Raw genomic sequence first — 6,065 nt, forward strand, 5'->3', positions numbered from 1 at the left:
AGGGGTGAGGGGCTTGCATGCTAGTCCTCACCCTAACCCTCTCCTGCGGGAGAGGGAATTTACATTTGTGAGCAATACAGACGCCACGCCACTGGTCGTGCGTCTTCAGAGAGAATCCGGGTTATGTTGCAGTTCATCCTCCGACGTCTGGGACTTGTCATCCCCACGTTTATCGGTATCACCCTTCTCACTTTTGCCTTCGTCCATATGATCCCCGGCGACCCGGTAATGATTATGGCGGGCGAGCGTGGTATTTCCCCTGAACGTCATGCGCAGCTGCTGGCTGAACTCGGCCTCGATAAGCCGATGTGGCAGCAGTACCTCCACTATATCTGGGGCGTTATGCATGGTGACTTAGGGATTTCACTGAAAAGCCGTCTTCCGGTGTGGGACGAGTTCGTGCCGCGTTTTAAAGCGACACTGGAGCTTGGCATCTGCGCCATGATTTTTGCCACTGCGGTGGGTATCCCTGTCGGGGTGCTGGCTGCCGTTAAACGTGGCTCTATTTTTGACCATACCGCCGTGGGCCTGGCGCTGACCGGCTACTCCATGCCGATCTTCTGGTGGGGCATGATGCTGATTATGCTGGTCTCGGTGCAGCTTAACCTGACGCCGGTCTCCGGACGCGTCAGCGATATGGTCTTCCTCGATGATTCCAACCCGTTGACCGGCTTCATGCTGATTGATACGGCGATATGGGGTGAAGAGGGCAACTTTATTGATGCGGTCGCGCATATGATCCTGCCGGCGATGGTGCTCGGCACGATCCCTCTGGCGGTAATCGTGCGTATGACCCGTTCGTCAATGCTGGAAGTGCTGGGCGAGGATTATATTCGTACCGCGCGTGCCAAGGGCCTGACGCGTATGCGTGTCATCATCGTTCATGCGCTGCGTAACGCCATGCTGCCGGTGGTGACCGTTATCGGTCTGCAGGTGGGTACGCTGCTGGCAGGGGCGATCCTGACCGAAACCATCTTCTCCTGGCCGGGCCTTGGCCGCTGGCTGATTGACGCGCTGCAACGCCGTGACTATCCGGTCGTGCAGGGCGGTGTATTGCTGGTCGCGACGATGATTATTCTCGTCAACCTGCTGGTCGATTTACTGTACGGCGTGGTGAACCCGCGTATTCGTCATAAGAAGTAAGGGGCCATCATGTCACACGTTTCTGAAAATAAAGTGGTTGCTGCACCGGTTCCAATGACGCCGCTGCAGGAATTCTGGCACTACTTCAAGCGTAATAAAGGCGCGGTAGTGGGGCTGGTCTATGTCTCTGTCATGATCCTGATTGCCGTGTTTGCAAACGTGCTTGCACCGTATAACCCGGCCGATCAGTTCCGTGACGCGCTGCTGGCCCCCCCTGCATGGCAGGACGGCGGGAGCCTGGCTCACCTGTTGGGTACCGATGATGTGGGTCGCGACGTGTTGTCGCGTCTGATGTACGGCGCGCGTTTGTCGCTGCTGGTGGGCTGCCTGGTGGTGGTGCTGTCCCTGATCATGGGGATCATCCTCGGCCTGGTTGCGGGTTATTTTGGCGGCATTGTTGATAACATCATCATGCGTATCGTCGACATCATGCTGGCGCTGCCAAGCCTGCTGCTGGCCCTGGTGCTGGTGGCGATATTTGGCCCGTCGATCGGTAACGCCGCGCTTGCGCTGACCTTCGTGGCACTCCCCCACTACGTGCGTTTAACCCGTGCGGCAGTGCTGGTGGAAGTGAACCGCGACTACGTCACCGCGTCCCGCGTGGCCGGTGCCGGTGCGATGCGCCAGATGTTCGTCAATATCTTCCCGAACTGCCTTGCGCCGCTGATTGTTCAGGCGTCGCTCGGCTTCTCTAACGCCATTCTTGATATGGCCGCTCTTGGCTTCCTGGGCATGGGTGCGCAGCCGCCAACACCGGAGTGGGGCACGATGCTCTCCGACGTGTTGCAGTTCGCACAAAGCGCCTGGTGGGTTGTCACCTTCCCGGGTCTGGCAATTCTGCTGACGGTGCTGGCATTTAACCTGATGGGTGATGGTCTGCGCGATGCACTTGATCCCAAACTGAAGCAGTAAGAGGCACGAGATGGCGTTATTAAATGTAGATAAATTATCGGTGCACTTCGGCGATGAAGGCACCCCGTTTCGCGCCGTGGACCGCATCAGCTACAGCGTAAATCAGGGCGAAGTGGTTGGCATTGTTGGGGAATCCGGTTCCGGTAAGTCCGTAAGCTCGCTGGCGATTATGGGGCTGATCGATTATCCGGGCCGCGTGATGGCGGAAAACCTGCAGTTCAATGGTCAGGATCTGAAGCGCATTTCCGAGAAACAGCGCCGCCAGCTGGTGGGCGCGGAAGTGGCGATGATCTTCCAGGACCCGATGACCAGCCTGAACCCCTGCTACACTGTGGGCTTCCAGATTATGGAGGCGATCAAGGTCCATCAGGGCGGTAACAAGAAAACCCGTCGTCAGCGGGCGATCGACCTGCTGAACCAGGTGGGGATCCCTGATCCGGCATCGCGCCTTGATGTCTACCCGCATCAGCTTTCTGGCGGGATGAGTCAGCGTGTGATGATCGCGATGGCAATTGCCTGTCGGCCAAAACTGCTGATTGCCGATGAGCCGACCACAGCGCTGGACGTGACCATCCAGGCGCAAATCATCGAGCTGCTGCTGGAACTGCAGCAGAAAGAGAACATGGCGCTGGTGCTGATTACGCACGACCTGGCGCTGGTGGCTGAAGCTGCACACAAAATCATCGTGATGTATGCAGGACAGGTGGTGGAGACCGGAAGTTCGCACGATATCTTCCGCGCACCGCGTCATCCGTATACCCAGGCGCTTTTACGTGCGCTGCCGGAGTTTGCCCAGGATAAAGCGCGTCTGGCGTCGCTGCCGGGTGTGGTACCGGGTAAATATGACCGTCCGCAGGGCTGCCTGCTGAATCCGCGTTGCCCGTATGCGACGGATAAATGCCGTGCCGAAGAGCCTGAGCTGAACCAGCTGGCTGACGGTCGTCAGTCGAAATGCCACTACCCACTCGATGATGCCGGGAGGCCAACACTATGAGTACGCAACAGGCCACCACGCAACAACCGCTGTTGCAGGCTATCGACCTGAAAAAACACTACCCGGTGAAGAAGGGGATTTTTGCCCCTGAGCGCCTGGTGAAAGCGCTGGACGGCGTCTCCTTTACCCTCGAACGCGGCAAAACGCTGGCGGTGGTCGGGGAGTCGGGCTGCGGCAAATCAACCTTAGGCCGTCTGCTGACGATGATTGAAACGCCTACCGGCGGCGAGCTCTATTATCAGGGACAGGATCTGCTCAAGCACGATCCGCAGGCGCAGAAGCTGCGTCGCCAGAAAATCCAGATTGTGTTCCAGAACCCGTACGGTTCATTGAACCCGCGCAAGAAAGTGGGGCAGATTCTGGAAGAGCCGCTGCTGATTAACAGTAATCTCAGCAAAGAGCAGCGTCGTGAAAAAGCGCTGGCGATGATGGCGAAAGTCGGCCTGAAAACCGAGCATTACGATCGCTACCCGCATATGTTCTCTGGCGGTCAGCGCCAGCGTATCGCCATCGCCCGTGGCCTGATGCTCGATCCGGATGTCGTGATTGCCGATGAACCGGTCTCAGCGCTCGACGTTTCCGTGCGCGCACAGGTGCTGAATCTGATGATGGATCTGCAGCAGGAGCTGGGGCTGTCTTACGTATTTATCTCCCACGACCTGTCGGTGGTAGAGCATATCGCTGATGAAGTGATGGTGATGTATCTGGGGCGCTGCGTGGAGAAGGGGACGAAAGATCAGATCTTTAATAACCCTCGCCACCCATACACCCAGGCGCTGCTCTCTGCGACACCGCGCCTGAACCCGGACGATCGTCGCGAGCGTATTAAGCTGACCGGTGAACTGCCAAGTCCGCTGAATCCACCTCCGGGATGTGCATTCAACGCCCGTTGCAGTCGCCGCTTTGGCCCTTGCACCCAGCTACAACCGCAGCTGAAAGATTATCGCGGTCAGCTGGTGGCCTGCTTTGCGGTCGATCAGGATGAAAACGGCGAAAAACCGCAGGCGTAAACAAAAAAACCGGCGTTGAGCCGGTTTTTTTATGTCTGCTAACCTATTTCCGCAAACGAATCTGGTCGACAGCGTGTTTCTCGCTCTTGGTGAGGATCAGGCTCGCCCGCTCGCGGGTAGGGAGAATGTTCTCTTTCAGGTTTACGTAGTTGATCTCGTTCCACAGACCTGTCGCCACCTTCACCGCCTCTTCTTCAGAAAGCTGGGCGTAGTGATGGAAATAGGAGTCCGGGTCAGTGAACGCCCCTTCGCGGAACTTCAGGAAGCGGTTGATATACCAGCTTTGCAGCAAATCTTCCGGTGCATCGACATAAATAGAGAAATCGACGAAGTCAGAGACAAACACGTGATGCGGATCGTGAGGATAATCCATCCCACTTTGCAGCACATTTAACCCTTCCAGAATCAGAATGTCTGGCTGCACCACCGTTTTGTCTCCGCCCGGAATGCGATCGTAGATCAGGTGCGAATAGACCGGCGCCGTGACGTTAGGCACGCCGGATTTCAGGTCAGAGACAAATTTCACCAGACGGTGCATGTCATAAGAGAGCGGGAAGCCCTTCTTCTTCATCAGCCCGCGTTCTTTTAACACCTCATTGGGGTGCAGAAAGCCGTCGGTGGTGATCAACTCCACGCTGCGGTGTTCTGGCCAGCGGCTCAGGAGAGCCTGCAAGACACGCGCGGTGGTGCTTTTACCTACCGCCACGCTGCCAGCAATACTGATGATATAAGGAATGCGTTGACCATTGGTTCCAAGGAACTGCTCCAGCACCGCCTGACGGCGCAGGTTGGAACTGATATAGAAGTTAAGCAAGCGTGAGAGGGGGAGATAAATTTCTGCCACTTCTTCCAGGGACAGATCTTCGTTTATCCCTTTTAACCGTGCGATTTCACCTTCCGTCAGCGTCATAGGGACGGAATCACGCAGGGCAGCCCACTGGCTGCGGTTAAAGTGAAGATAAGGCGTCATTAACGTTTGCTCTTTTTTGCTCATAAGCATGCTTCAGTGAGCCAGCATCACACTGCCGGATCATGGCTCATCACACAGTTAATTTTGGACAATGGGCAGGAGGTTAACACCAGATGACAGGAATAATAAGAAAAAAGATGGAAAGCGCTGCGTTACGCGGAAGCCGTCACGCTACGGTGTATGCGATGCAATTCGCTCATATATGTTGAATATTTGACCGCGAATGACTACTTTTACAGCGCTTGATGCGTGGTTAGCATAAAATGTGAGCGAAAGAACGTTTTATGCAAATTTTTAGTTGCATGACCGCGCAGGTATCCATAGAATGCGCGCTACTTGATGCCGACTTAGCTCAGTAGGTAGAGCAACTGACTTGTAATCAGTAGGTCACCAGTTCGATTCCGGTAGTCGGCACCATCAAGTCCGGTGGGGTTCCCGAGCGGCCAAAGGGAGCAGACTGTAAATCTGCCGTCACAGACTTCGAAGGTTCGAATCCTTCCCCCACCACCACTTTCTGGCAGCGTAAATGCCGCCGGAGCTGGTTTAAAAGCTGAATCAGCTCGAACTTAAAAAGAGAGAAATCTCTTTTTTTGTTACAGAAAGAACTGGGTAGCCGAGTTTCAGGATGCGGGCATCGTATAATGGCTATTACCTCAGCCTTCCAAGCTGATGATGCGGGTTCGATTCCCGCTGCCCGCTCCAATACGTGCTGATATGGCTCAGTTGGTAGAGCGCACCCTTGGTAAGGGTGAGGTCCCCAGTTCGACTCTGGGTATCAGCACCACTTCACTTCTCCTTCCCGTTTCTCTCTGTTTCAATTTTACTTGATTCAACAGTTCAGGCATTTCGCCTGGTTGATGTGGTGATATCACCGATTTATCCGTGTCTTAGAGGGACAATCGATGTCTAAAGAAAAGTTTGAACGTACAAAACCGCACGTTAACGTCGGTACTATCGGCCACGTTGACCATGGTAAAACAACGCTGACCGCTGCAATCACTACCGTTCTGGCAAAAACCTACGGTGGTTCTGCTCG

The 6,065-nt window shown here is 55.3% G+C and carries 6 protein-coding genes and 4 tRNA genes; 9 read left to right on the forward strand and 1 reads right to left on the reverse strand.

Annotated elements, in window-relative coordinates; genetic code table 11:
- The first annotated feature begins 123 nt into the window (after positions 1 to 123).
- From dppB to dppF, 4 genes are read left to right on the forward strand one after another with little or no spacing between them, the layout of a single operon-like run.
- A complete protein-coding gene (dppB, locus tag AK59_RS0110590; protein ID WP_014830232.1) occupies positions 124 to 1,143 on the forward strand; it encodes a dipeptide ABC transporter permease DppB in 1,020 nt (339 codons plus the stop codon).
- A gap of 9 nt (positions 1,144 to 1,152) precedes the next feature.
- Positions 1,153 to 2,055, forward strand: a complete 903-nt coding sequence (gene dppC / locus AK59_RS0110595; protein WP_020684504.1) for a dipeptide ABC transporter permease DppC — start codon at positions 1,153 to 1,155, stop codon at positions 2,053 to 2,055.
- Positions 2,056 to 2,065: 10 nt separating this feature from the next.
- Complete coding sequence (gene dppD / locus AK59_RS0110600) at positions 2,066 to 3,049, forward strand: dipeptide ABC transporter ATP-binding protein (RefSeq protein WP_013094994.1); 984 nt, start codon at positions 2,066 to 2,068, stop codon at positions 3,047 to 3,049.
- Positions 3,046 to 4,059: a dipeptide ABC transporter ATP-binding subunit DppF gene (dppF, locus tag AK59_RS0110605; protein WP_014830234.1), complete on the forward strand. Its 1,014-nt coding sequence runs from the start codon at positions 3,046 to 3,048 to the stop codon at positions 4,057 to 4,059. Before dppD ends, dppF begins: the two co-directional genes overlap by 4 nt.
- Before the next feature lie 43 nt (positions 4,060 to 4,102).
- Here the strand turns inward: dppF and coaA are convergent, their stop codons facing one another.
- The gene (gene coaA / locus AK59_RS0110610; RefSeq protein WP_013094996.1) at positions 4,103 to 5,053 is read right to left on the reverse strand and encodes a type I pantothenate kinase; all 951 of its coding nucleotides are present in this window, start codon (positions 5,051 to 5,053) and stop codon (positions 4,103 to 4,105) included.
- Between the two features lie 317 nt (positions 5,054 to 5,370).
- Here coaA and AK59_RS0110615 point away from each other — a divergent pair.
- The 5 genes from AK59_RS0110615 to AK59_RS1000000124390 all read left to right on the forward strand — a co-directional run.
- Positions 5,371 to 5,446: transfer RNA gene (locus AK59_RS0110615), tRNA-Thr, on the forward strand.
- Positions 5,447 to 5,454: 8 nt separating this feature from the next.
- Positions 5,455 to 5,539 (forward strand) — tRNA-Tyr (locus tag AK59_RS0110620).
- A 117-nt stretch (positions 5,540 to 5,656) separates the two neighbouring features.
- Positions 5,657 to 5,731: transfer RNA gene (locus tag AK59_RS0110625), tRNA-Gly, on the forward strand.
- Between the two features lie 6 nt (positions 5,732 to 5,737).
- A tRNA-Thr gene (locus AK59_RS0110630) sits at positions 5,738 to 5,813 on the forward strand.
- A 118-nt stretch (positions 5,814 to 5,931) separates the two neighbouring features.
- Positions 5,932 to 6,065: GTP-binding protein (locus AK59_RS1000000124390; protein WP_009484166.1), on the forward strand; the 134-nt coding region annotated here is incomplete at its 3' end.

It is taken from the genome of Enterobacter sp. T1-1, assembly GCF_000710795.1.
Lineage (GTDB): Bacteria > Pseudomonadota > Gammaproteobacteria > Enterobacterales > Enterobacteriaceae > Enterobacter > Enterobacter cloacae.

Bases quoted from the DNA above. Each gene is read 5' to 3' on its own strand.
- dppC (WP_020684504.1), top strand. From the start codon at position 1,153: ATGTCACACGTTTCTGAAAATAAAGTGGTTGCTGCACCGGTTCCAATG.
- dppB (WP_014830232.1), top strand. From the start codon at position 124: ATGTTGCAGTTCATCCTCCGACGTCTGGGACTTGTCATCCCCACGTTT.
- dppD (WP_013094994.1), top strand. From the start codon at position 2,066: ATGGCGTTATTAAATGTAGATAAATTATCGGTGCACTTCGGCGATGAA.
- coaA (WP_013094996.1), bottom strand. From the start codon at position 5,053: ATGAGCAAAAAAGAGCAAACGTTAATGACGCCTTATCTTCACTTTAAC.
- dppF (WP_014830234.1), top strand. From the start codon at position 3,046: ATGAGTACGCAACAGGCCACCACGCAACAACCGCTGTTGCAGGCTATC.